The organism is Nonomuraea sp. 3N208, assembly GCF_052245935.1.
GTDB lineage: Bacteria > Actinomycetota > Actinomycetes > Streptosporangiales > Streptosporangiaceae > Nonomuraea.
Genome location: NZ_JBQQBR010000030.1, coordinates 21564 through 45379, shown reverse-complemented (window position 1 = coordinate 45379; position 23816 = coordinate 21564). Strand labels below are relative to the sequence as shown.

The window sequence follows — 23816 nt, the reverse complement described above, 5'->3', positions numbered from 1 at the left end:
GGCCGTGGCGGAATGGATGGGGCACACCGACGGAGGTGCCTTGCTGTTGAAGGTTACGCCCATCTCATGGCGACGTCGGAGTAGCGGATGCGGCGGGCCGTCGCCGCGGCGCTGCGACGGCCCGCGAGTCTCGCCTGACGGCCCGCAGACGGCCCAGGAGATCATGCCGGAATCGGTGAGCTCACCTCACGTAGATGTTCGGCCTGGGTGGGGCGGGCATGCGGTCGCCGATGAAGAAGCTGGTGTGCGGCGGCTGGTTGTAGGCGGTGTTCTGCCAGGCGATGGAGACCCGGTAGAGAGGGTCGTGCATCAGGGTGTAGATGCGGCGGTCGGTCGGCGTGGTCGTGGAGTAGATCCGCAACGCGCGGTTGTCGGTGGTGGGCCAGACGACCTCCTCGCGCCAGTCGCCGAACAGGTCACCCGACAACGACGGCGTGGCCTTGGTGCCGTTGTTGGAGTGCACGCCCGACGCGGTCAGCAGGCGGGTGTCGGCGCTGGTGCCGTACTTGTCGATCCTGGTCTGGTCGAGCAGCTCCCTCAGGGGGTCGGCGTCCCACCAGGCGAGGAAGTTGATGGAGGACGGTTTGCGGCCCGCCGTGTTGCCGGTGACGCTGCGCAGGTTCGCGTCGGCGGCCGACCAGAACTCGCTGGCGATCCTGATGGTCGAGATGTCGCCTGCCACGCCACGGCCGTTGTCGCCCCCGGCCGGGGTGGACCACAGGATCTGGCCGTTGCGCGGGTCGACGTAGAGCGAGGACGGCTGGGAGGAGGACTCGCTGACCTTGAAGTACTCCAGGCCCGCCCTGGCCGGGTCGAAGTCGCCCAGGTGCTGCGCGTCGCCGTGGCCGGTGCGCGTGGTCCACATGCCGGTGCCGTTGTCGTTCACGGTCATCGCGCCGTACACGATCTCGTCGCGGCCGTCGGCGTCGACGTCGCCGACGGACAGGCTGTGGCTGCCCTGGCCGGCCCACTGCGAGCCGGCCGAGTTGCTGTCGAACGTCCACCGCTTGGTCAGCGTGCCGTTGCGGAAGTCCCAGGCGGCGATCACCGAACGCGTGTAGTAGCCGCGGGCCATGATCAGGCTGGGGCGCTCGCCGTCCAGGTAGGCCGTCCCGGCCAGGAAGCGGTCCACCCGGTTGCCGTAGTTGTCGCCCCAGGAGGAGACCGTGCCGCGCGGCGGGTCGTAGTTGACCGTGGACATCGCGGCGCCGGTCAGGCCGTTGAACATGGTCAGGTACTCGGGGCCGGCCAGGATGTAGCCGCCGGAGTTGCGGTGGTCGGCGCTCGCGTTGCCGATCACCGTGCCGGCGCCGTCCCTGGTGCCGTCGGCGGTCTTCATCGCGATCTCCGCCCGGCCGTCGCCGTCGTAGTCGTACACCTGGAACTGGGTGTAGTGCGCGCCGGCGCGGATGTTGCGGCCCAGGTCGATGCGCCACAAGCGGGTGCCGTTGAGCCGGTACGCGTCCACGTACACGTTGCCGGTGTAGCCGGACTGGGAGTTGTCCTTGGCGTTGGAGGGGTCCCATTTCAGGACGAACTCGTACTGGCCGTCGCCGTCGAGGTCGCCCACGCTGGCGTCGTTGGCGCTGTAGGTGTACGCGACCCCGTCCGGCGTCGTACCGCCCGAAGGCGGCTGGATCGGCACGTCGAGGTACGAGCCGCCGGTGAACCGGAGCGAGCCCGGCGAGGCGGCCTGCTCGACGCCGCCGACCACCGCCCGAACCGTGTATGAGGCGTCGGCCGCGGCGCCGTTGTCGAGGTAGTTGGTGGAGGCGGTGAGGCCGGTGGCGACCCTGGTGGAGCCGCGGTAGACGTTGAACGAGACGCCGTCGGGGTCGGTGCCCAGCAGGCGCCAGGACACGAGGTTGCCCGTGCCGGACCGCACGCTGATCAGCCCGCGATCCAGGTCCTCCATCTGCTTGGTCGGCGGGGCCGCCTGTGCGGGGGAGACGGTCATGGTCGTAGCCGCTGCGAGGGCGAGGACGGCGGCGGCGCCGGCCCTTCTTAACCGCATCGCGGGGTCCTTTCTGTGGTGGTGGTAAGCGCTTTCCCGATAGGCAGAAAAGAAAGTTTCATGGGGTCGGGCGAACGGGTGTTAGCGCTAACGTCGCTGCGCCGGCGGGGTGGGGGAGCGCTGGGCCTGGGGTGACGGGCATCTGGTCTCCTCGACGGCGATGGGAGTGCGGGGAGCCTGGGCTCGGCGTATTAAAGCGTTCTCGCTGCGGGCCCGCAAGCGGTCGTGAGGATGCGGCCGGTGGGTTGCCTTGACGCCGGTGTCAGGGTTCTAGCGTGGGCGGGACCTGACTGCTGGACGACCGGAGGCATGAATCATGAGGGTGACGTTCGGGCTGAGCTACAACACGGCCCATTTCGGCGCCGACCCCGATGGGATCGTGGAGTTCGCCCGGCATGCCGAGGAGTGCGGCTTCGAGTCGCTGTACCTGCCCGAACACGTCGTCCTCTATCCGGGCGCCAAGGTCGGGCCCTTCGAGCTCCCGCCGTCGCTGCCGTACATGGATCCGCTCGACTGCCTGAGCTTCGTCGCCGCGGCCACCCGGCGGATCCTGCTCGGGACGGCGGTGCTGTTGTTGCCGTACCACCATCCGGTGACCCTCGCCAAGCGCCTGGCCACCGTCGACGTGCTGTCCAAGGGGCGCATGCGGCTGCTGACCGTGGGGCTCGGCGCCCTGCCGGGCGAGGCCCGGGCGGTGGGGGTGGATTTCGCCACGCGGGGGCGGCGCGCCGACGAGGCGATCGACGTGCTGCGGCTGCTGTGGGGCGGCGACGAGGACGGCGTCGGCTTCGCGGGGGAGTTCTTCGCCTTCGACGACCTGTGCAGCTTCCCGAAGCCTTATGGGGTCGCCCGGCTTCCGATCCACGTCGGCGGATCGAGCCGGGCGGCGGCGCGCCGGGCCGGGCGCCGCGGCGACGGGTACTTTCCCGGCGGGGCGCTGGACGCCAGGGAACGGGCCGCGCAGTGGGAGCTGGCCCGGTCGGCCGCCGTCGAGGCCGGGCGGGATCCGCAGGCGCTGGAGTACACGCGGTGGGGGGCGATCGACATGACCGAGGAGGATGTCGAGAGGCTGGCGGGGCAGGGAGTGACCCGGATCGTGGTGAGTCCCGCTGCCGCGGAGCCGCAGGCGCGACATGATGAACTGTCGGCGTTCGCCGACCGATTCGGGCTACGCGCCGCCACTGCACCTGGCGGCCCTGCTCATTCACGCGCTGCCGGTGTCAGGGAGATATTCCAGAAATCGGAGTAGCGGCCACTGCGGCGCAGCAGCTCGTCATGGCTGCCTTCCTCCACGATCCGGCCGCCGTCCAGAAAGACGATGCGATCGGCGCGTTGGACGGTCCGCAGCCGATGCGCCACCATCACCACCGTCCGGCCCGCCATCAGGCGGTCGATGCCCTCGTGGACGGCCGCCTCGTTCACCGGGTCCAGTGCGGAGGTCACCTCGTCCAGCAGCACGATGGGCGCGTTCTTCAGCAGCGCTCGCGCGATCGAGACCCGCTGGCGCTCACCACCCGACAGCAGTGCGCCGCCCTCGCCGACGTTCGTCGCCCATCCGCCGGGCAGTCGCTCGATCACTTCGTCCAACCGCGCCGCGGTCGCTGCCGCCCGCACCTCGGCTTCGTCGGCGTCGGGCCGGCCGAGACGCACGTTCTCCTCGATCGTGCCGTCGAAGAGATAGACCTCCTGGAAGACGACGGCGATCTGCGCCATCAACACCTCAGTGCTGATCGCACGCACGTCCACACCGCCCACGCGCACCGCGCCCTCGTCCACGTCGTAGAACCGTGCGATCAACTGAAGCAATGTGCTCTTGCCCGCACCCGACGGTCCGACGACGGCAAGCCGCTGTCCCTCGGGAACGGACAACGACAGGTTGTCGATCACCGTGCGGTCGCCATGCTGGAAGGTGACGGACTCGAACTCCAGGTCGTGGTGTACCGGCTGGATCGGTTCGCGAGCTTCCGGCAGCGGCTCGGTGCGCAACACCGTGTCGAGTCTCGCCAGCTCGGAACGTGCGCCGCGCAGTTTGCCACCGATATCCGACAGCGACAGCAGCGGATCGGCGCAGCGGGCGGCCAGCACCAGGATCGTCAAAACCTCCGCCGCACCGATGCTCCCGCCGAGCGCGAGATAGGCGCCCAGTGCCAACACGGTGAACATCGCCTGCACCGAGAGGGTCAAGCCCACTGTGCCGGGCAACGCCGACAGCACGGTACGGCGGGACGCGCGCTGGACTTCGCGCAGCGAGTCGTCGAGCAGCTTGAAGCGTTCGACGGTCCGGCCGCCGGCTCGCAGCACCGGCTGGGCCTGGAGATATTCGATGACGCGCCCGGTGGCCTCGTGGTCGCGTTCGTGGCGCTCGGCATCGCCGGCGGCCATCGACCGTGCCGTCCAGGCCTGGATCGCCGCCACGACGGGTGCGGCGACCAACGCGGCCAACCCCATGCGCCAATCGAAGCCGAGCATCACGACAACGATCGCCAGGGGAGTCACACAAGCGGAGATGAACGGTGCCAGCAGATGCGCCGCCACACCCATCGCCTGCAGGAGGCCGCGGCTGGCCAGGACGGACACCTCCCCGACGCGGCCGGCGCTGTACCAGCCCAGGGGCAATCGGGCCAGATGATCGCCCAGCCGGTGATACATGCCACGCAGCATCGTGGTCCCGACGCGCATACCGGACACATCACTGCGATAGCGCAGTGCCGCATAGACCGCGACCGCGGCCCCGAACGCGATCAGCCATGGCCCGGCATCTTCGGGCGTGCTCCCGAACAGCGCCCGCAGCACCGGAACCAGCAGTGCGTAGGACAAACCCTCGGCTATCGCGGTCATCGTCATCAGGACCACGGTGCGACGCATCGGCTGGGCGTACTCGTGTCCCAGCACGCGCAGCAGCATTCGAATCATCGGGGCTCGTCTCCTTGCAGTACGCCACCACGGGTTTCGATCTCGTCGGCGATCGCCGATCGGTGGGATCGCCAGAACGCGGCGAACTTTCCGTCCTGTGCCAGCAGTTCGGCGGGCCTCCCGCGCTCGACGATCGACCCGTCCTCCAGCACCACGACGGTGTCGGCGTCGGCGACCGTCTCCAGACGGTGGGCGATGACCAGAATCGTCCGATCGCGACCCAGCGTCGCCAGGGCGCGGCGCACCGCCTGTTCGGTCTGCGGGTCGGCGAAGGAGGTCGCCTCGTCGAGCACCAGAACGGGCGTGGCGGCGAGCAGTGCGCGTGCGAGCGAGATCCGCTGCGCCTCTCCACCCGACAGTTTGACGTCGTCACCGATCACCGTCTCGTATCCGCGCGGCAGCTCGAGAATCCGATCATGAATGTTCGCCAGCCGGGCGGCGCGAATCACGTCGTCCACGGAGTGATGCTGCGCCCCCTCGGCCGCCGGCTCAGCCCGGCGCCGACGGTGGAGGACGACCCGCTGGTCGCCTTCAGGTCCGCCCGCGCCGACGTCGAGGCCGTGCTCGACGATCCCCAGCTCGCCCGGACCGAGGACGACACTCCCGTCGGCCGCCTGACGGTCGAGCAGCACATTGACCAGGTCATCAGCGCCGACCTCGTCATCCACGGGTGGGACCTCGCCCGGGCCGTCGGGCAGGACGACAGGATCGACCCGGCTGAGATCGATCGGGTCTGGAAGGTTTGGCACGGGGTGTTCATGGTGCTCGGGGAGGAGACACTGCGGGCGCAAGGCGTGTGCGGCCCGGAGGTGAAGGTCCCCGAGGACGCTCCGGCGCAGGACCGGTTGCTCGGTCTTCTCGGACGCGACCCCAGCTGAACGCCCCGGTCGGAGCTCGGGCGCGCACTGGCTACGCCCAGGCGCCCTGCCGATTCGCGGGCACGCGGGACGTTCGCCGGTGGTGACGATCGTCAATCCGCCGCCAGCCCGCCGCCAGCCCGCCGCCAGCCCGCCAACCGCCCCGGCCGCCCGGTCGCCGACGGGGAGAGCGCCGTGTACGCGCTCGGTGATGCCGTCGACGCCGGCACGCATTCGCCCATTACGGGCATCGCCAGTGCCACCTAACAGTGAGAGGACCAAGAGATTGACTGCAATCGACGTTTCCTCCAAGGCCGGGCCGCGGCAGTGGCTCGGGCTGGCCGTACTGTGCCTGCCCACCATGCTGGCGGCCGTGGACATCAACGTGATGTTCCTGGCGCTGCCGCAGGTGACCGCGGACCTGGGGGCCAACAGTACCGAGCAGCTGTGGATCACGGATATCTACGGCTTCATGGTCAGTGGGTTCCTGGTCACGATGGGCATGCTGGGCGATCTGATCGGCCGGCGGCGGTTGTTGCTGTTGGGGGCGGTGGCGTTCATCGCCGCGTCTTTACTGGCCGCCTACTCGATCTCCACCACGATGCTGCTCGGTTCCCGCGCCCTGCTGGGTATCGCCAGCGCAGCGGTGACACCCTCGGTCCTGGCGCTGATTCGCACCATGTTCAGGGATCCCAGGCAGAGGGCGGCCGCCATGGGCATGTGGGGGACGTCCCTGATGGCCGGCATCGTGCTCGGCCCGGTGGTCGGCGGGTTGCTGCTGGGATCCTTCTGGTGGGGTTCGATCTTCCTCATGGGCGTACCGATCATGGCGTTGTTGCTGCTCGCGGGCCCGTTCCTGGTGCCCGAGTCCCGTAACCCGAGTGCGGGCCGACTGGACGCGATCAGTGTGGTGCTGTCCCTGACGACCATCTTGCCTATCATCTACGGACTCAAGGAAGCGGCCAGGACCGGCTGGGACGTGTTGCCGATCGCCGCGATCGTCGCCGGTCTGGTCTTCATGCTGGTGTTCGTGCAGCGCCAGCGGAAGCTGAGCAGTCCATTGCTGGACCTGAGCCTGTTCAACAGCCGTGCGCTGGCCGCCGCGGCGCTGCTCGCGCTGTGCGCGCCGCTCTTCTCGGGTGGGACCACCCTGATGGCCACCCTGTTCTTGCAGATGGTCCAAGGGCTCATGCCGTTCCGGGTCGCGTTGTGGATGCTTGCCCCCGCCATCGCAATGATCGTCGTGGGCAACCTGGCCGCCGCGACCGCGCGTGAGGTCCGCCCCGCCTATGTGCTCGCCGCCGGGGCAGTGCTCGCGGCAATCGGCATGCTGGTGATCACTCAGGTAACAAGCAGCCCCACCGGCCTGGCGACCCTGCTGACCGGGCTCACCATTGCCTTCGTCGGCGGTGGCGCGGTCGGCATTCTGAGCGCCACCCTGATCATGTCGTCCGCGCCGCCGGAGAAGGCGGGGTCGGCCGGGTCGTTGTCCGGTACTCTCGGCGAGTTCGGTACGGCGCTCGGGGTGGCGATCCTGGGGCTCATCGGTAGCGTCGTCTACCGCGCCGAGGTGATCGTCCCCTCCGGGGTCCCAGTCGGCGTGGCCGACGCGGCCCGCGAGAGCATCGCCAGCGCGGTTCCGGCCGCCCAGCAAGTCTCCGGCCAGGCCGGGGCTGACCTGCTGAACTCGGTCCGGGATGCGTTCACCAGCGGGCTCAACGTCGTCGCGCTCATCGCGGCCCTGCTATTCCTGGGCCTGGCTGTCCTCGCAATCGTCGGACTCCGGCACGTCCCGGCCATCAGCGCGTCGCCCGCCGCCGGCGCGCTTCCCGCTCAGGAGCCCGGGGAGGCCGTCCCGGCCGGAGATTGACCCTCTGACAGGCAGCCGAACGGCTGTCTGCCGAGACTGCCCCAGTGACGCGCTTCCCCTTCGGGAGCGCCTGGCACGTGACAGACCAGGCCGCCCGGATCCTCTTAGCCCCCTCTGGTCCGATTTGCGGCCACACATACTCGCCCACGCCCTGACCCTTCACAGAAGGCTCATTGTTCACGGCCAGCGCCTGGCGGCGTTCGTGGTCCCCGAGGAGGGGACGGCGCCGTCGGCCGAGGAGCTCAGGCAGGCTGTCAAAGCGGAACTGGCCGGGTTCAAGGTGCCACGCGACATCACGTTCGTGGACTCTGTTCCGCGCAACCAGACCGGCAAGGTGGACCGGCTCAAACTCGTCCCTCGCTCCTGACGTAAGAAATCTACAATGTAAAGGCGCTCGGGCGGTGATGAGCACTACTCGTACGGCGCCCCCGGGGCGTCGACCGGCTCCACCTGCGCGGCGGCCAGCGCGGGGACGGCCGTCCGGGCGGCGGGGATCCAGGTCCCGGTGACGCGTACCCAGGAGTCCGGAGCGGGTGCGGGCGCGCCTTTGACGGTGACCTTCATCGTCTGGGCGTCGGCGGCGCAGCAGCCGATGCGCAGCCGCGCGAGGTGCCAGCCGCCGGCGGACGGCACAGCGAAGCCGGTCAGCCGCACGCTTTTGCCCTTCAGTGAGGCAGGCGCGGACCAGGCGCGGCCGGCGAACTCGCCGATGCTCAGGTCGTTGACCCCGTCGGGTTTCAGCGGTGGCAGGTCGGCGTCCACGACGGACGGCGGGGGAGGGGCGGGGGCGTGCTCGGCCCGCTGGACGGTGTACGAGCCGAGTGCCGGCGGCGCGATCAGGAAGATCGTGGCCACGGGGACGGCCAGCAGCCACGCCATGCGGACCGGTTCGTGTTGGTGTTCCTCATGGGCCGCCGCCGAGCTGGGGATGACGGGCTCGCGGCCGAGCAGCCGCGCCATGTGCAGCTCCTCCTCGAGTGCGGCAGGGGTGAGCGCCGTCCGGCGTCGGCGCCGCCGTTCCGCGGCCGGGACCGCCACGCCGAGGACGGTGAGCATGGCGCCCGCGAGGATCAGCAGGGGCCGGAAGCCCGGCTTGACGTAGTTGGTGAAGTCGGCGGAGAAAACGGAGATCCACAGCAGCGCCCCGCCGAGCAGGAGCAGGAGCGAAGCCTGGGTGGAGCGGTTCACGTGGGCTCCTCGTACGGCTCGGCGGGTGGTTCGATCGTGACGACGTCGGTCGCGGCGATGGCAGGCGGCACGTAGTCGGCGGGGATCCCGTCTTTCCAGGGCGCCCAGGTGCCGGTGACGCGTACCCAGGAGTCCTCGGGCGGGGCGGGCGCGCCTTCGACGCTCACCTCCAGGGCGAGTGCGTCGGCGGCGCAGCAGTTGATCCGCATCCTGGTCAGGTGCCAGCCGCGTCCGGACGGTACGACGAAGCCGGTCAGCCGGACCCGCCGGCCTGCCAGGGACGTGCCGTAGGCGCGGCCGATGAACTCGCCGAGGGTCAGGTCGGCGGCCGGTGGTCCGGCGTAGGCGGTCGCGGGTGGGGGAGGGGCGCTTTGGCGGCGGGCCGCGTAGGAGCCGAGCGCGGGCGGCGCGACCAGCACGATCGCGAAGACCGGTGCCGCGAGCAGCCATGCCACCCGGGGGGCGTGCTGGCCGGGCCGCCGCCGGAAGGCGGTCGCCAGACCGAGCGCGACCAGCACCGCGCCGGTCGCGACGAGCGCCGGCCGGAAGCCGGTTCTGACGTAGTTGGCGTACATCGCGGAGAACGCCGACACGCTGAGCAGGGTCGCGCCGAGCACCACCAGCAGCCATCCCTGGGCCTGGCGGCTCACAGCAGGGCCCAGCCCGTGACGAAGCTGACGGCGATCGCCAGGGTGAGCGTGAGCGGTATGAACCGCCAGGCGAAGGCGCGGCCGAAGGTGCCGGTGTGCAGCGCGATCAGCTTCAGGTCCACGATCGGCCCGACCACCAGGAACGCCAGCTTCGCCGTCGGCGAGAACGTCGTGAGCGAGGCCGCCACGAACGCGTCAGCCTCGGAACAGATCGACAGCAGCACTGCCAGGAACGCCAGTACCAGCACCGACACCACGGGCACTCCGCCGAGCGTGGTCAGCCACTCGCGGGGGATCACCACGTTCAGTGTCGCCGCGGCGAGGGCGCCGACGACCAGGTATCCGCCGGCGTGCAGGAGGTCGTGGCACATCGCGTCGAGGAAGGCGCCCCATCGGCCCTGTCCGGGCTCGGTGTGGCGGCGCGGGGCAGGCAGCCAGGCGGCGCGCCCGAACCGTGCCCAGATCCAGCCGGCCAGCACCGCCACCGCCAGCGAGGCGGCGAACCGGGCCACCACCATCGACGGGTCGCCGGGGAAGGCGACGGCGGTGGCCACGAGCACCACTGGGTTGATCGCCGGGGAGGCCAGCAGGAACGCCAGCGCCGCCGGCGTCGCGACGCCTCGCGCCATGAGCCCGGAGGCCACCGGCACCGACGCGCATTCGCAGCCTGGCAGCACCGCCCCGGCCATGCCCGCCACCGGCACCGCCGCGTAGGGGCGGCGCGGTAACGCCCGTGTCCAGAACGACGCGGGCACGAACGCCGTGATCGCCGCCGACAGCGCCACTCCGAACACCAGGAATGGGATCGCCTGCACGCAGACCGCCACGAACACCGTCGCCCACGTCCGCAGCGCCGGGTCGGTCAGGTGCGGCGCGAGCAGGAACCTGCCGGCCACCAACAGTCCGACCAGCGCGAGGAACGCCCAGGGGAGCCCGAGGGCCGGGCTTGAGCGTTCGCGGGCCGGCCGGTCCGTTGTCGCGGTCATCTGGTGGTCGCCCTCCGTGGCCGGTTTTTCGGAGGATTCAGTATGGCATGCGGGGCGACAACGGTTTTCAGTGTGTGAAGGGTTCGGCGTGCTCTCGTACCCACTCTTCGAACGTGCGCGGCTCCCGGCCGGTGATCTCCCGCACCGCCGGCACCACCGTGTACGCCTCCGGGGGCGGGTCGCCCTGCCAGGAGGTCGATCAGCTCCTCGGCGAGGCCGGGGCTGGTGGCGGGGTGGCCGGGGACCGGCGCGAGGAGGTCGGCGACCTGGGCGAATGCGGGCCGGGCGGGCTCGTCTAGGCCGGGTTCGTCGCCGGGGCGGGATTGTCGGGGGTGCTCGCTAGGGTCCCGATCATGGTGAGCCGATACTCGCAGGAGGCGCGCAGCCTCCTCCTGGAGGTGTCCGCGTGAGCGCGTGGGACGACCTGCTGAAACACATCCGGGCCGGCGACGTGCTCGGGACGATCCGCCTGGTCGGCGAGCTGGACCCGGCCGAGCGCAAGGCGGTGGCGGCCGAGCTGCCGAGATATCTGACGGGGCGGCCTCGTGGCGCGCTGGACTGGGGGGTGTGGCACCGGCAGCTGAGGCCGCTGCTGATGGCGGGCGCGGGCTGCCTGAGCGGCGCTTCGGCGGTGAGCGGCTGGCTGCTGCGGCGCGAGTTCCGTGGACAGGTGTTGGATCGGGTCGTGGACCGTGTGCTGGGGCTGCTGCGCCGGCGCCCCGTGGAGTGGCAGGCGGACGTGGCGCTGCGGCTGGCCGGGCGGCTGCGCCACGACGACCTGTGGCCGTGGGCGGTGGCCGCGGCGCTCGTCCGGGAGACCGGCGTTCAGCCGCCGGACGGCGACGCGTTCATGACGGGCTGGCTGCGCCGGCTCGACCCGGCTACCGCGGCGGGGGATCCGCTGCTGACCGCGTACGGGCCACGCCTGTTCGAGATCGACGGCCTGGGGCTGGTCGACGGGTGGCGTGTGGTGGAGAGTGTCGTGCGGCTGCTGGACGACGGGCTGCTGGAGCGCGCGGCCGTGATCGACGGGCTGGTCGGGCGGCTCTTGCGCGACGGGCCCGCGGCGTTGATCCCGCTGGTGGGCCTGCACGACCGGCTCGACCTGGACCTGGATGAGGCGGCCGAGCGGGCCAGGGACTACGCCAGGCTGCTGCCGGCCGGGCCGGTCGCGGTGGCCGACATGGCGCTGGCTCAGTTGCGGCGCCTGGAGGAGGCCGGGCGGCTGGAGGAGGAGCTGTTCGCCGAGGCGCTGGAGGCGCTGGCGTTCCGGCCGGAGAAGAAGCTGCTGCGTTCCACCATCTCCTGGGCCGGCGACGCGGTGCTCCGCGAGCCCGCCGCGGATCCTTTCCAGCGGGTGGACACGGTCTTGCGCGCCATGGCCATGATCTTCGCGCAGGACACGCTGGCGCTGCAGGAGCGGGCCGCGCGGCTGGCGGTGAAGCTGGCGCCGCGGGCCGGCGCTGACGGGCGCGAAGCGGTCCGCGACGCGGCCGCCGGGCTGCCCGCCGACCTGCGGGAGAAGGTGTCGGCGGCGTACGGGGGCGGCATCGCCGAGGCGGAGGTGACCGTCACGCCGCTGTCCGCGGCCGGGGACAGCCGCCGGATCGGGCCGCCGTTCGGCTCGGCGGAGGAGCTCGCGCACGCGGTCGGCGCTTTCACCTGGCCGGTGGACCCGTCCGACTTCGAACGGCTCTTGGGCGGGCTGGCCGAATGGTCGCACCGCGACCTGGAGGCGCTGCGTACGGCGTTGGGGTCGTGGTGGGACCCGGTGGATCCGCACTTCTTCGGCGTCTACGATCACGAGAGCCACGAGAGCGTCGTCGAAGCCCTTCGCCGGGCGTTCCTGGCCGTCGTCTCCCCGCGGGACAGCATGAGACTGCCCCAGGACAAGCTGACCCGCGGCAGGTGGTCGAGTGGCCCCGCCCCGCTCTGTGAGCTCTACCTGCGTCGCGTCCGCGAGGTCACGGTGCGTTTCCAGAACGGCGGTCGCTGTCCCGTCCTGCTGGCCACGCCCACGTCGGGGGCCGGCCACGTCGATCCCGGCGTGCTGCTCGACCGTGTCGAACGCCTGGAGGCCGCCGGGGTGCAGGCGTTGGCCGCCGACCTGGCCCAGGCCCTGCTGCGGCTGCCGCGCGAGGTCGGCGCCGCCGACGTCGCGCGGGCCGGACGGCTGACGTCGGCGGCGGGCCGGGCCTGCGCCGCCTGGATGCGCGGTGAGCGACCCGCCGACCCGGAGGTGACGTTCATTCTCCGCAGACGAGAGAGTTACGGCGGCTACGACTGGCATGAGCTGATCGCCACCATCGCCATGCCCGGGGCGCCCGAGCCGATCCGCGACCTGGTGGAGGCGCGGCCGCAACACTCATCCACGGTGGGCTGGTGGCCGGCGGTCATGCCGTCGCACCGGGAGGTCGTGGCTGCGCACCTGACCAGCATCCTGTTATCCGAAATGGACAGCAGTAGCAGTCAGGCGCACGTGCTGGCGAGTCTGGCGCACGGGGACGGTCCGCTCGCCGACGGCATGGCGTACGCGCTGGCCTGCGGCATGGGGCACGCACGAGCGGCCGACCGGGCGGCCGCCACGGACGCGCTGCTGACGCTCGCCGCACGCGGCGAGGTCCCGGCGGCGGAGCTGGCGCGGGCGGTCACGACGCTGGTCACGGCCGACGTCGTCAAGCTCAACCGGGTGGTGTCGGTGCTCGACGATGTCACCCAGGCCGGCGCGCACGAGGCGGTATGGGCCGTGATCGCAGGGCTGCTGCCAGGGTTGCTGCCCCAGGATGGCGAGCGGCCTCGCGCGGGCCTGGCCGACCTGCTGGCGGCGGGGGCCAGGGCGGCGCGGATCGCGGGGGTGCGCGCTGATCTGCCGGAGGTGGGGGCGATCGCGGCCCGTAAGGGGTCGAGCCGGCTCATCCAGGAGGCACGGCGCCTGGTGCAGCTCGTCGCTTATAAATCTACGTTGTAAAGGCGCTCGGTTTGAGATGATCTTCCTTGACCCGCTAGAAAAAGACCCCACGACGGAGCCGCGGCTGCCCGACGAGTTCAGCGTTGGAATGGCCGGTGACGACGAGGACGCAGCGTGAGGGTGCCTGCCCGGCCGGGCAGGCACCCTCGGTCACCGAGGGCCGGGCTCGAGCGCCCAGCGCACTGCAGCGTGCGCGTAGTCATGGCCCGAGTGCTTGTTCTGACCGGCGATGCGGCGGAAGAGCTGGACTCCATGTACCTCCCGTCGGAGGTGCCCGCCTCCACCGTCCCTGGGGGCTTCCCCTGCCGGCACCGTCGTACGGGCGTCGTTGAGGTCCTTCAGCGCCGGACGCCCACGCGGTTGTGCCGCCAGGCGAGGCCGATCCAAGCCGCGAGGGCGGCCAGCGCCGCGAGTACGATGATGCCGATCTTGAGGGGAGTCCCCATCGCGCCTTCGTCGTCCACCACGGTCGTCGCCGCGGCGGCCTTGTTCTGCGCGGGCGCCGTCGCCTGGTCCGGTGTGGGAGCGGTCGCGGTCACGGGCGCGGCGGCGACCACGCCCGCTTTCACCTTCACCGTCGCTTTCGCCTTGGAGGGTTCGGTCGCGGTCACGGTGACCCGCCACTCCCCGTTCGGCAGCGGCTCGGCGGAGCGGTAGACGTTCTGGCCCTCGCTCGCCGACCTGAGCGGCACCGGGCCGAGTGACCGGCCGTCGGCCGAGGTCGCGGTCAGCGTCGCCTCGACGATCTCCGTGACGGGATGGCCGTCCTTCTTGTACGTCACCAGCACGTTGACGTTGTCGGCGCCGTCTCCCGTCACCTCCAGCTTGATGGGTCCGCCGTGGGCGGAGGCCGCGGGTGCGCCGAGCACCAGGGCGAGCCCGGCCAGCAGGATGGTGAGGACGTATGCCGGTGCCTTTTTCACGAGTGGTGACTCCCCTCGGGTTCGGTGTCGGGGGTGAGCGCCCCTTCGCCGGGTGATGTCGGTAGGAACACGTGCTGGTGGCCGTAGCCCGCGTCGATGTTCACGGCGTCGAGAGCGGTGGCTCCGATCGACCAGGTGAAGAGCGCGTCGGCGCGTTGCCGTACGGCCAGGTCCATGGCGGCGGTGCGGGCTGGTCCGGTGAGGTCCTGCGCGGCCGCGTAGGTGTCGACGGTCGTGGCGATCTGCCGTACGGCGGAGGCGAGAGTCGACCGCGCCACGTTGGTGGCGGTCTCACCGGACGGCGGGTCGGCGAAGCCTTGGACGGCCGCGGCGGCCGCCTGCTGCCAGGTCCTGACGTCGGCGGCGGTCACCGCGACGGGCCCCGCGGTGCCGTCGGCGGGCATGGCCCGGCCCAGCCCGTCGAGCACGGGGACGAGTCGGGCCCGCGTGCTGCGGGCCAGCTCCGTCAGGGTCTTGATCTGCGTCTTGTCGCGGAGGGCGGACTCGGCACGGAGGCGATCGGCCGTCTGCTCGATCGAGCTCGGCCGGGTCATGCCGAACACCACACCGCCGGCGACGATCGCGCCGAGCGTGAACGCGACCATGAGGGCGAGCACGCGGCCCCGCATCGCATGCCGTACCGGGGGCGGTTGCCTGAGTCGGTTGATGGTGGCCACCTCCTGAGGGCGGATGTCGATGGTGCTCATGCCTCCTGAGGCGCACCTCGGCTGGCAAGCATGATCAGCTTTTCGATACGTCTGCGGCGCCGGGCGGTGATCAGCCGGATGGCGAGGAAGGCGAGGACGAGGAGGGCGAGGAGGCCGAGCTGCGGCCACGGCGGGGCCCAGACCGTGGTATCGATCGCCACCCGTTCGGCGGTGACGCCCGGAAGCGGCTTGCCCGTGGGTGAGGGGATCGCCGTGACCGTTGTGCCGATGGGCCCCAGCGGCCAGGCGCCGGGCACTCGTGCGACGAACGTGCGGCTGCCGCCCGGCATGAGTTCCCTGGCCTTGGCCGCGGACGGGTCACTCCAGCTGCTCTGACCCACGAACGTGGACGTCAGAACCCGGTTGTCCGTGACCAGCCGGACGTTGCCGACGTTGGCCACGGTGTAGGTCACCTCGACGGATCCCGCGGCGAAGGGGTTCCACGACCCTGTGTACTCGGCCCGCACGTCGGTCACGGCGACCTTGGTGACATAGTCGCCGGTGACGCGGATGTTCAGGCGGACGCCCACCCGGTTCTGGACCCGTACCTGACCGGAGATGGTCTCCAGGGACGCGGTCACACCCGCGGGGTGATCCCCGGGCGTCGCGTTCTGGGGGATCGACACCGTCACCGGCACGACGGAGGTGGCCCCGGCGGCGATGGTCACCTTCTCGGGAACCTGTATCCAGGCGCCGCCGTCGGTCGGTGTGGCGTCCGAGGGCCGCATGTCGAAGTAACCCTTGGAGGTCAGGTAGCCGTCGTTGGCGTCGATCGCGAAGTCGACCGGCTGGGTGGAGCGGTTGATGACCGCCACATGCTCGACCACCTGCTGTCCGCCGGCGAGTTCGAGGTCGATGACGCTGCGGCCGTCGGGACCGTCGGCGTTGGCCGGCACGACCGACCAGGTGGTGTCGGCGTGGGACGGCGTCGCGAACGCCACCATGGCGGCCAGCAGGGTCACGCCGACAGCGTGCAGGACGGCGAGGCGGGCGAGGGCGCCTCGCGAACGGCTTGTGGTCAACAGAGGTGTCTCCAGTCTCATCGTGGGTGTCTGGGACGTGCGCCGGCCAGGCGCACGTCCCAGACGCCCACAGCGGGCGATGGCGTCCTGCCTCCGGCTCAGGACTGGTTGAACAGCGAAAGCGTCACGGTCGAGTGGTACTCGCCTGCGGCGACGTCGACGGGCGTGCGCAGGGCGAGGTCGGCGTTGACCTGCCAGGTGCCGATCTCGTCGGCGGAGTTCGCCGTCGACACCAGCAGTTCCTGGCCCTGCAGACCGACGGTGGGTGCTCCGGAGCCGTCGGAGATGACACTGGAGACGGGCTCACCGGCCTCCACCGCTCCGGTGGAGGAGTCGCTCAGCAGGCGCGGCCGCCAGCCCAGGTACTGCGGGCCGATGGGCGGCGCGGAACCGCTCGTCGCGGTGAACTGACTGGCCTGGCCGACGACCGCCCAGAAGTCACCGGCGGGGATCTCCTCGGGACGGCGGCTGTCGGTCACCGTGACCGTCGGCAGGGTGCCGACGAACTGGCGGGCGGCGGCGTTGGATCCGTCCTCCTGCAGGGACACTCCGCCGTTGTCGGCGACGGTCATGGACACCTGACCGGGAGTGGTGTTGGGCTCGATCGTCACCGACACGTCGATGCCGTTCTCGGGGTCGTCGTCCGCCACCGCGGGACCGGCCACGCCGACGCCGGCGAGTGCGACACCGAGCACCGCTGCGGCGATTAGCTGCGTAGTCCTGTTGATTTTCATGTCTTTGCTCCATGTATGGGGGGCAGGGCCGGTCGGCTGATCGGCCGGCCGGCCCCGGTTCTGCTAGGGCGGTGTCCGGGTCGCCTGGACCGTGGTCACCGCCGGTGCGGTCAGCGGCAGCTGATCGCCGGATAGGTGGCGTCGTATGACGAGGTGACCTGCTCGCCGCCGATCGTCGCGGTCCCCTTCACGGTCACCGTGCCCGCGTCGATCTGCCCGGCCCGGCTGTTGAAGGACTGGTACGCCTGCTTGCCTGGGGCCACGTCGGCCACGGTCTTCGAACCGAACGGGGTGGTCAGCGTCACCGTCGCCGGCACGTCCGAGCCGTTGACGGCCGTGACCGCCACGTACGCCGAGGTGCCGATGCAGCGGGACGAGGCGGAGACCGTCAGCTTGACCTGCGACGAGGACGCCGCGATGGTCAGCGTCAGCGTCTTGGCCTCCTCGACGTTGCCCGCCTTGTCGGCCGAGCGGTACCGCAGCTGGTGCTGCCCGTCGCCGGTCACGGTGACCGGTCCGGTGTAGGCGGTCCAGTCGCCGCCGTCGAGCTGGTACTCGGTCTTGTCGACCCCGCTGCCGCCGTCCTCGTCGGCGGCCTTCAGCGTGACCGAGACCGGACCGGTGAACGCGCCGCCCGCCGGCGGCTGCTCCGGATCGGTCGTCGCCGTCGTCACCGGCGCGGTCTTGTCCTCGCCCGACGCTCCCTTGGTCAGGTGGAAGTAGTCGAACGTGACCGTCTTCGACGCCGACTGGTTGGTGCCGATGGTGTACACGCCGGCCTTGGCGCCGGTGGCCACCGCGCTGTTCTCCACCGTCGCGGAGAGATTCGTCCAGGTCTGGCCGTCGGAGGAGTAGGAGCCGGTGAAGGTGTTGCCCTCCTTCTTCAGCCGCAGCCACCACACGCCGGTGGTGAGATTGTTCACCTGCGGCTGCGGGTTCTGCACGGTGCCGCCGACCTCGCTGCGCAGTTCGATGCTCCGCGTCACCGTCGACCCCGCGGAGTTGGTGGTGAGGAAGTCGAGCTTGACGTAGTCGTCGTCGCCGGCGTACACCATCAGGCCGCCCTGCTGGTACTGCTCGTTGAGTGCCGAGGCGTCCACCTTGGTCTCCAGCGTCCAGTCGCCGCTCGGGGCCGGCTGCAGGATGAGGTTCTTCGGGCCGCTGTTGTCGGTCCCGTAGATGTCACCCTTCGTGGTGTCCAGCTCCAGCTTGCCGTTGCTCACGCGCGCCGCGGTGGCGTCGGGTCGCACGATCGCGTTCCAGCGGCAGGCGTCGAGCGCGGTGCCGTCGAACTCGTCGTTCGGTTCCGGCCCGGTCGCCTTGTCGTCCGGCGTGATGTGGAACCAGTCGAAGGACGCGTCCACCACCGGGTGGTTGGCCCCGGCCAGCGAGAGCAGGCCGATCTTCGGGTTGGTGATCCCGGTGAGCGACTTGGTCTGCGGCATCGCGGTGAACGTGGTGCCGTCCGAGGAGTAGTGGGCGGTGATGTTGCCGCCGTCGCTGACGAACCGCACGTACACCGTGTCGGGGTAGGTGTCCCCGAGGTTGGCGGTGTTGCTCTGCGACACCTCGTTCGGGGCGGCGTTCTCCTCTCGGATGAACTGGAAGATGCGGCTGGCGTGGTTGGAACCCGAGGTCGAGCGCGCCTGGAGCACCATCTTGGCGTAGTTGTCGTCGTCGCCGTAGATGATCAGGCCCGCCTGCTGGTACGCGTCACGCGCGTCCAGCGTGAGCTTGGCGGTGGCGGTCCAGGCCCCCGACGGAGCCGGCTGCACCACGATGTTCGGCGTGTTGCCGCCCGTGCTGTAGATGTCGGTGGTCGAGGTCGGGATCACGAGCTTGCCGTCCGCGACCTTGAGGTCCTGGTTCTCCCGGATGACCGACCAGCGGTCACGGTCGAGCTGGTTCCCCAGGAAGTCGTCGGAACGGCCGGTGAAGCACACCGTGGCCGGCGCGTCCACCTTGATCGGGACTTGGGCGGTGGCCGACGCGCCCTTGTCGTCGGACACGGTCACCACGGCCGTGTAGGTGCCCGGCGCGGTGTAGGTGTGGCTCGCGTCGGCGGTGGTGGGCTCCGGCGCACCGTTCACCCCGAAGTTCCACTTGTAGGTGATCGGGTCGCCTTCGGGGTCGGTGGCCGTCGCCTTGAAGTCGACCTTCAGCGGGGCTACGCCCGTCGCCGGGGTCGCCGTCGCGGTCACGACCGGATGCTGGTTGTCCGTGGCGCCCTTGCCGACGAAGTCGACCCAGTTGAAGTTGGCCAGGTAGGCGTTGTCGGCCGCGCTCGCCGGCTTGCGCACCACGAAGTACAGCGGTCCGCTTTCGGTCGGTGGGCTGGTCAGGTTGAGTGTGACGTCGGTGAACGTCTGCCAGCCGCCGGTGGGTGTCACGTCGACCGAGCCGATCAGCGTGCCGGTCGTCGGGTTGCCCGCCCGGACCTGCACGGTCCCGCCGGCGCCGCCCGAGGAGGCCCGGAGCCGGATCGCGGTGACGTTCGACAGGTTCACCGGGTCGAACGACCACCAGTCGCCGTCCTGGACGAACGCGATGTGCTGGTTGCCGCCCTGGGTGTCGGTCGTGGTCTCCGCCTGGACGCCTGCGGCGTCGGTGCCCTTGCCGTCGGCCACCCGGCCGGTCTGCGCGAAGTGCTCGGCCTGCTTGCGCTTGGGCTGCAGGATGATCTGGCCCCGCCCGGTCAGCGGTCCGGCGCCATTGGCGCCCCCATCGGTGTAGCTGGCCTCGATGGCGTAGAAGAGGTTGTCGTACTCGCCGTGGCCCGCCTGCTTAGTCTGCAGGGTGCCCTCACAGCCCATGAGCTGGTCGAGCGGGTGGGGGTGGCTGTCGTGGCCGAGGATCGCCTGGATCTTGACCTTCTCGCAGTCGATCGTGCCGTCCTCGGCGTCGGTGACGGTGACCTTGAACTTCACCTGGTCGCCGAACTCGAAGAAGGCGCCGTTCGGCGGAACGTCCACCTTGACGGTGGGACGCGTGTTGCCCGCGCTGATCGACACGCTGGCGGTGGCGGTCTTGCCGTCGGGGGTCTTGACGGTCAGGACCACGCTGTAATCGCCCCCCTCCTCGTAGGTGAAGGCGGGGTTGGGGTCGGTGGAGTCGGTGTCACCGTCACCGTCGAGGTCCCAGGCGTAGGTGAGCGTCTTGCCGTCCGGGTCCCGGCTGCCCTCGCTGGAGAACTTGACCGCCAGCGGCAGGGGCCCGTCGGTCTTGTCCGCCGTGGCACGGGCGATCGGCGGGCGGGTGCCCTTGGCGTACTCAATGCGGTAGATGCCGGAGTCGGCGTTGTCGCCGCCGAAGCCGGAGCCCCACTCGATCATGTACAGCGCGCCGTCGGGGCCGAACTTCATGTCCATCGGCTTTTTGAACGTCAGCGAGCCGAGGATCGGGTTCATCTCGACGAGCTTGGTGCCGGTCTCGTCGAGCTGGAACGACCACACCTTGTCGTTGTTCCACTCACCGAAGACGGCCTTGCCGTCCCAGTACGCCGGCCACTTCACGTCCGACTGCAGGTTCGGGTCGGAGCGGTAGACCGGGCCGCCCATCGGCGCGCCACCGCTCAGCTCCGGGAAGTTCTGCGGGTCGGCCGCGTAGTGGTACCAGATCGTCGCCGGGATCACCGGCGGCAGGCTGGTCAGGCCGTCGTTGTTCGGCGAGTCGTTGACCGGCGCGGCACAGTTGAACGGCGACCCCGACTGCCTGGTGGCGAAGTCGTAGTCGACGTACGGGGTGTTGTTGCCGACGCAGTACGGCCAGCCTAAGTTGCCCGGCTTCGAGACGAGGTTCCACTCGACCGTGTTCTGGGGGCCACGGGTGGCGCTCGCCGAGTTGGCGTCGGGACCGTACTCGCCGAGCATGATGTTGCCCGTCTTGGGGTCGAGACCGATGCGGAACGGGTTGCGCAGGCCCATGCCGTAGATCTCCGGCTTGGTCTTCGCCGTGCCCGGCGCGAACAGGTTGCCGGACGGGATGGTGTAGGTGCCGTCGGCCTCGGGGTGGATCCGCAGCAGCTTGCCGCTGAGGCTGTTGGTGTTGCCCGCGGTTCGCTGGGCGTCCCAGCTGGAGCGGCCCGACTGCTCGTCGATCGGCGTGTAGCCGTCGGAGGCGAACGGGTTGGTGTTGTCGCCCGTGCCCAGCCACAGATTGCCGGTCTTGGGGTCCATCACCATGCCGCCGCCGTGGTGGCAGCACTCGGCCCGCTGCACCGGGACGTCGAGGATCTTCTTCTCGCTCGTCATGTCCAGGGTGTCACCGGTGACGGTGAACCTGCTCAGCCGGTCGACGTTCGTGCCGGTGGGCGAGTAGTAGAGGTACACCCAGTGGTTGGAGTCGAAGCCGGGGTCGAGCGCCAGCCCGAGCAGGCCGCTTTCGTTGGCGGTGAAGACGTTCAGCTTCGCCGCCGACACCGTGCCGCCCGTGGGCTTGATGATCTTGACCTCGCCGAGCCGGTCGATGTAGAAGACCCGGCCGTCCTTGGCGACGTCCACCATCATCGGGTTCGACGTGTTGTCGTCGAGCGTGACCTTCTCGAAGCTGCTGCTCTGCGAGGCCGAGCAGTCGGCCTTGACCGCGCCGGCGGCGGTCTGGATGCCGCCGAGCAGCAGCTTCAGGAAGTTGGGCTCGCTGTAGTTCTCCTTGAGGTGGCCGAGCCCGGTGTACCACGAACGGCCGCCGTCGTAGTCCTGACACCACGTGTTCGGGTGGTCGGCGCCCATCGTGGCGCCCGTGTAGGACTTCTCGTCCATCGACGTCAGCACGTGGACCGTGCCACGCGGGTTCGCCTGGTAGTCGTACCACTCGTCGGTACGGGTCCAGGTCGTCGGCAGGTCCTTGGTCGACGCGTGCGCCGGGTCCTCGACCTTGACGGTGGCCTGCTGGATCGCCGGGTGCTGCTTGAAGTACGCCCCGACCAGCTTGCCGTACCAGGCCCAGTTGTACCCGCTGTCGGCGGCGGCGTGGACGCCGACGAAGCCGCCGCCACTCTGGATGTAGCGCTGGAAGGCGTCCTTCTGGCCCTGCGTGCCCAGCGGGTCGCCGGTCGTGGACATGAAGACCACGGCCTGGTACTGCGCCAGGTTCTGGTCCGTGAACAGCGCGCTGTCCTCGGTGGTGTCGACCGCGAAGTTGTTCTCCTGGCCGAGTTTCTGCACGGCCGCGATGCCCTCGGGGATCGAGTCGTGCCGGAAGCCGGTCGTCTTCGAGAAGACGAGTACCTTGAACGCGGGCTCCGCCGCCGTGGCGGCCTCGGCGCTCACGGGCGCCGCGAGGAGCGTGACGAAGGGGGCGACGAGGGCTAAGGCCATCGTCGTCGCGGTTCGACGCCTCGGGCGTCGTCCGCGTGCTGGCAGGGCCGCGTTGAGCAGCCTGGCCCACGTTCGAAGACGTGGTGACATGGAAACCCTTCCTGACCGGGGGGACGTCAGGCAAGGCGCGCGCCGCCGCGCTGTTGCCACTTGGTGGTAGCGGGTATTGCGGGTGCTGGAGGGTGCCGTCTCCAGGTCTGTGGGGGCCGTCAGTAAGGTGCCGGCCTGGGTGGTGAATCCATGATCGTCGTCGGGTCGTCGATGATGTCGCTGACCACCATGCTCGCGGCGCCGCGGGAGGCGGCGCCGAAGCCGAGCGTGGAGGCGACGAATCGGCACTGGGCGGCGGGAGCGGCCACCATGAGCCGTTGCAGCTGATCCTGCGCGTGTGGCAGCAGCCACTGGGCCAGCGAGGCGAAGTAGCCGCCGATGACGATCACTCGCGGGTTGAACAGGTTGGCCAGGATCGAGCCGCCGAGCCCGAGCCACTCGCCGACCTGTGCCACCGCCGTCATCATCCGCTGGTCGCCCGAGGCCAGGCCCCTGGCGATGTCGGCCACCCGTTCGCCGGGGTCGGGCACCGGCATGCCGGGCAGCCCGTACGCCTGCTCCGGCATGGCCGCGCGGACGAGCGCGGCCAGGCCGACCTTGGTCTCCCAGCAGCCGATGCGGCCACAGCCGCACTGGGTGCCGTTCGGGTCCACCTGCAGATGCCCGACCTCACCGGAGAATCCGTCCGCTCCGCGCAGGAGTTCGCCGCCCAGGATGATGCCCCCGCCGACGCCGACCTCGCCCGTGAGGTACACCAGGTAGGGCGTGCCGGCGGCGACGCCGGAGGTGTATTCGGCCAGCGCGGCGAGGTTCGCGTCGTTGTCCACCCGGACCGGCACGCGCAGCGGGCCGAGTACGGAGCTCAGCTGGTCGGCCAGGGGCAGCTCGTGCCAGTAGAGGTTCGGCGCGAGCGTCACGACGCCGCGGGTCACGTCCACGAGCCCGGGGACGGCCACCGCGATGCCGGCGGGGACCGCGCCGGCTCGCCGCATCGCCTCCACGGCCTCCTTGGCCACGAGCCCGAGCCGGCGTACGGAGCTGTCCGGGCCGCTACCCATGGCGTCGTAGACGACCCGGCGCTCGACCAGGACCCGGCCGCTGAGGTCGGTGCCGTGGACCGCGATGTAGTCGACGTTGATCTCCATGCCCAGGGCGCCGACGTGCGCTCCGTGCAGAGCGACCGCCCGTCTGGGACGCCCGACCGCACCCACGTGCTCGACGCCGACCTCGCGTACCAGGCGCCGTTCCAGGAGCTCGGCCATGAGATTGGAGACGGTGGCCCGATGCAGCCCGGTCGCCTCGGCGATGTCGGCGCGGGACAGGGACGTGTGGTCGCGCAGTTCGCGCAGCACCAGCGACAGGTTCGCCCGGCGCAGCGCGGCGGGACCCGCCGGCGGCGCGCCGCCCGGAGCGCGGTTGGGCGGCTTGTACGTCATGCACGCCACCTGCCCTTTGTTTGTCTCCGAGATCAATTAATCGGAGTTGTAACACGCGGATGTCCGGCCGTGCACCCCTCACGTTCGTAACGAGTTGGCATCGCTGGTCTCCGTGCACTTCAGCGGCTATACCGGCGCCAGTTATCGGAACGTTACGCAACTTGCAACCGATTTCAGCCTTG

The 23816-nt window shown here is 70.4% G+C and carries 18 protein-coding genes; 6 read left to right on the top strand and 12 right to left on the bottom strand.

Going from position 1 to position 23816, the window contains the following annotated elements:
* Positions 1–181 precede the first annotated feature (181 nt).
* Entirely contained in the window at positions 182–2014 is a 1833-nt protein-coding gene (locus ACTWPT_RS38075; protein WP_443182369.1) for a rhamnogalacturonan lyase, read from the bottom strand.
* A gap of 316 nt (positions 2015–2330) precedes the next feature.
* Between ACTWPT_RS38075 and ACTWPT_RS38070 the strand changes: the two genes are divergently transcribed.
* On the top strand, positions 2331–3263 hold the full coding sequence (locus ACTWPT_RS38070; RefSeq protein ID WP_443182368.1) for a TIGR03619 family F420-dependent LLM class oxidoreductase: 933 nt from the start codon (positions 2331–2333) through the stop codon (positions 3261–3263).
* Here the strand turns inward: ACTWPT_RS38070 and ACTWPT_RS38065 are convergent.
* Together ACTWPT_RS38065 and ACTWPT_RS38060 are read right to left on the bottom strand one after the other, a co-directional pair.
* Positions 3215–4927, bottom strand: coding sequence for an ABC transporter ATP-binding protein (locus tag ACTWPT_RS38065; protein ID WP_443182367.1), 1713 nt, complete (start codon positions 4925–4927; stop codon positions 3215–3217). The genes ACTWPT_RS38070 and ACTWPT_RS38065 overlap by 49 nt on opposite strands.
* A complete protein-coding gene (locus tag ACTWPT_RS38060; RefSeq protein ID WP_443182366.1) occupies positions 4924–5385 on the bottom strand; it encodes an ATP-binding cassette domain-containing protein in 462 nt (153 codons plus the stop codon). Before ACTWPT_RS38060 ends, ACTWPT_RS38065 begins: the two co-directional genes overlap by 4 nt.
* Positions 5386–5391: 6 nt before the next feature.
* Between ACTWPT_RS38060 and ACTWPT_RS38055 the strand changes: the two genes are divergently transcribed.
* The 3 genes from ACTWPT_RS38055 to ACTWPT_RS38045 all read left to right on the top strand — a co-directional run bounded on the left by ACTWPT_RS38055 (position 5392) and on the right by ACTWPT_RS38045 (position 8021).
* A complete protein-coding gene (locus ACTWPT_RS38055; RefSeq protein ID WP_443182365.1) occupies positions 5392–5805 on the top strand; it encodes a TIGR03086 family protein in 414 nt (137 codons plus the stop codon).
* A 265-nt stretch (positions 5806–6070) separates the two neighbouring features.
* A complete protein-coding gene (locus tag ACTWPT_RS38050) occupies positions 6071–7654 on the top strand; it encodes an MFS transporter (RefSeq protein ID WP_443182364.1) in 1584 nt (527 codons plus the stop codon).
* 124 nt (positions 7655–7778) lie between these two features.
* Complete coding sequence (locus tag ACTWPT_RS38045) at positions 7779–8021, top strand: AMP-binding enzyme (protein ID WP_443182363.1); 243 nt, start codon at positions 7779–7781, stop codon at positions 8019–8021.
* Between the two features lie 44 nt (positions 8022–8065).
* Here the strand turns inward: ACTWPT_RS38045 and ACTWPT_RS38040 are convergent, their stop codons facing one another.
* From ACTWPT_RS38040 to ACTWPT_RS38030, 3 genes are read right to left on the bottom strand one after another with little or no spacing between them, the layout of a single operon-like run.
* A complete protein-coding gene (locus ACTWPT_RS38040; protein ID WP_443182362.1) occupies positions 8066–8842 on the bottom strand; it encodes a TIGR03943 family putative permease subunit in 777 nt (258 codons plus the stop codon).
* Positions 8839–9492: a TIGR03943 family putative permease subunit gene (locus tag ACTWPT_RS38035; RefSeq protein ID WP_443182361.1), complete on the bottom strand. Its 654-nt coding sequence runs from the start codon at positions 9490–9492 to the stop codon at positions 8839–8841. Before ACTWPT_RS38035 ends, ACTWPT_RS38040 begins: the two co-directional genes overlap by 4 nt.
* The gene (locus tag ACTWPT_RS38030) at positions 9489–10478 is read right to left on the bottom strand and encodes a permease (protein ID WP_443182360.1); all 990 of its coding nucleotides are present in this window, start codon (positions 10476–10478) and stop codon (positions 9489–9491) included. The genes ACTWPT_RS38035 and ACTWPT_RS38030 overlap by 4 nt, the downstream gene beginning before the upstream one ends.
* Before the next feature lie 113 nt (positions 10479–10591).
* Between ACTWPT_RS38030 and ACTWPT_RS38025 the strand changes: the two genes are divergently transcribed.
* Entirely contained in the window at positions 10592–10777 is a 186-nt protein-coding gene (locus ACTWPT_RS38025) for a hypothetical protein (RefSeq protein ID WP_443182359.1), read from the top strand.
* 107 nt (positions 10778–10884) lie between these two features.
* The gene (locus ACTWPT_RS38020; RefSeq protein ID WP_443182358.1) at positions 10885–13446 is read left to right on the top strand and encodes a DUF7825 domain-containing protein; all 2562 of its coding nucleotides are present in this window, start codon (positions 10885–10887) and stop codon (positions 13444–13446) included.
* 338 nt (positions 13447–13784) lie between these two features.
* Here the strand turns inward: ACTWPT_RS38020 and ACTWPT_RS38015 are convergent, their stop codons facing one another.
* The 6 genes from ACTWPT_RS38015 to ACTWPT_RS37990 form a co-directional block, all read right to left on the bottom strand.
* Positions 13785–14369 (bottom strand): hypothetical protein, encoded by a 585-nt coding sequence (locus ACTWPT_RS38015; protein WP_443182357.1) that lies wholly within the window; start codon positions 14367–14369, stop codon positions 13785–13787.
* Positions 14366–15076 carry a hypothetical protein gene (locus tag ACTWPT_RS38010; RefSeq protein ID WP_443182356.1) on the bottom strand — a complete coding sequence of 237 codons (711 nt, stop codon included), beginning with the start codon at positions 15074–15076 and terminating at the stop codon, positions 14366–14368. The genes ACTWPT_RS38015 and ACTWPT_RS38010 overlap by 4 nt, the downstream gene beginning before the upstream one ends.
* Positions 15073–16098, bottom strand: coding sequence for a COG1470 family protein (locus ACTWPT_RS38005; protein ID WP_443182355.1), 1026 nt, complete (start codon positions 16096–16098; stop codon positions 15073–15075). Before ACTWPT_RS38005 ends, ACTWPT_RS38010 begins: the two co-directional genes overlap by 4 nt.
* A 98-nt stretch (positions 16099–16196) precedes the next feature.
* On the bottom strand, positions 16197–16832 hold the full coding sequence (locus ACTWPT_RS38000; protein WP_443182354.1) for a hypothetical protein: 636 nt from the start codon (positions 16830–16832) through the stop codon (positions 16197–16199).
* Positions 16833–16942: 110 nt separating this feature from the next.
* A complete protein-coding gene (locus ACTWPT_RS37995) occupies positions 16943–22147 on the bottom strand; it encodes a ThuA domain-containing protein (RefSeq protein WP_443182353.1) in 5205 nt (1734 codons plus the stop codon).
* Between the two features lie 209 nt (positions 22148–22356).
* A complete protein-coding gene (locus ACTWPT_RS37990) occupies positions 22357–23634 on the bottom strand; it encodes an ROK family protein (protein WP_443182352.1) in 1278 nt (425 codons plus the stop codon).
* Positions 23635–23816 lie beyond the last annotated feature (182 nt).